Below are 1,310 nucleotides of genomic sequence, written 5' to 3' on the forward strand. Positions count from 1 at the left end.
CCGTTGGTGTGCGTGTGGATGGTGAGCTCGGCTCGGTGGTAGGTCTCGAAGTCGGCCTCGTACTGCGCGGGCGCGGTCACCCAGATGCCATTGGGCGCGCCGTTGAAATGCCCCGGCCAGCGCAGCCGCGCCGAGAAGCCCTGGATGGAGCCGTCGAGCATCATCTTCACCAGGCCGTAGCGCAGGCGGTCGGTGTTGCGCGGCATCAGGCTCTTCACGTGTTCTGCGCCCTGCGCAGCGCCATGCGTGCCGTGGAAGGCCTGGAACGCGGGAAGGATGCGCACGCCGAAGCCGTCGTCCTGCGTCACCGCCTCCAGTACGCCGCAGTCTTCGGGCGTGAGCTTGTTGACGAGGTCGGTCGCGGTGGTCACGCCCTGCAGGCAGGCCAGCCGAGCGAAAGAGCGCACGCCGGCTTCGGTCATCGGCGCGAGCAGGCCGGCGTTGCCGATCTTGCGCAGCACAAGGAACATGGCGGCCGGTTCCTGCAGCTCGCCGGTGGGCTCGCCTTCGCTGGCGCCGTCCGCGAACTTGACCACGCCTTCGACCTCGTTGTCGCGCGTGATCTCGGCGATGTTCAACATCGCGCTGTTGACGTTCATCAGGTGGCCGTTGGCGTGGCCGATGACGATGGGGCGCGTGCTGCTCGCGCGGTCAACGTGCTGCACCGTCATGCGCTCGCCGCCGAAGTAGATGGGGTCGAACCCCCAGGCGATGAGCGGCTCGGTGTCGGGCACGCCGTCGGCCGTCATCTTCGCGGCCACTTCGGTCAGGCGAGCGACCACCTCGTCCATCGAGCGCAGGCCGCTCCACACTTTGCCTTCCGGGTCGCGGCGGTCGAACCAGCCGAGGTACGTCCAGTCCCACATGCTGCCTTCCTTCAGGTGGCAGTGGCCTTCGACGAGGCCGGGCATCAGCACCTTGCTGGCAAAGCGCTCGTCGAGCGTGAAGGGGCCCCAGCCCTGAATGTCCGCCAGCGCGCCGACGGCCAGCACGCGGCCGTCGCGCACCGCCACGTGGGTGGCGTGCGGCTGCATGGGGTTCATGGTGATGATCTTGCGGGCGGGGTAGACGGTTGTTGTTGCTTGGCTCATGGCGCTCATGGCGATATGGGAATCGAAAGAGGAGGGCGCGGCGAGCAGTCGACGACATCGACGCGCCTGCAGCGTACCCAATGATAGGGCGCGACTTCGCGCAGCGGCGGCAGCTCGGCCGCGCAGGCTGGGTCCGTCACGGGGCAGCGGCCGTCAAAGCGGCAGACCTGAGGCGGGTTGATGGGGATCGGCGGATCGCCGCTGAGCTTGATGCGGTTC

At 68.1% G+C, this 1,310-nt stretch carries 2 protein-coding genes; both read right to left on the reverse strand.

Features of this window, described 5'->3' with window-relative positions:
* Window positions 1-1,091, reverse strand: a 1,091-nt coding sequence (locus ACSFA3_RS23775; protein ID WP_435507871.1) for an amidohydrolase family protein, incomplete at its 3' end; no start/stop codon positions are given.
* 5 nt (window positions 1,092-1,096) lie between these two features.
* Window positions 1,097-1,310, reverse strand: a 214-nt coding sequence (locus ACSFA3_RS23780) for an oligopeptide/dipeptide ABC transporter ATP-binding protein (RefSeq protein ID WP_435507872.1), incomplete at its 5' end; no start/stop codon positions are given.

This window comes from Variovorax glucosi, assembly GCF_051216695.1.
Classification (GTDB): domain Bacteria; phylum Pseudomonadota; class Gammaproteobacteria; order Burkholderiales; family Burkholderiaceae_C; genus Variovorax.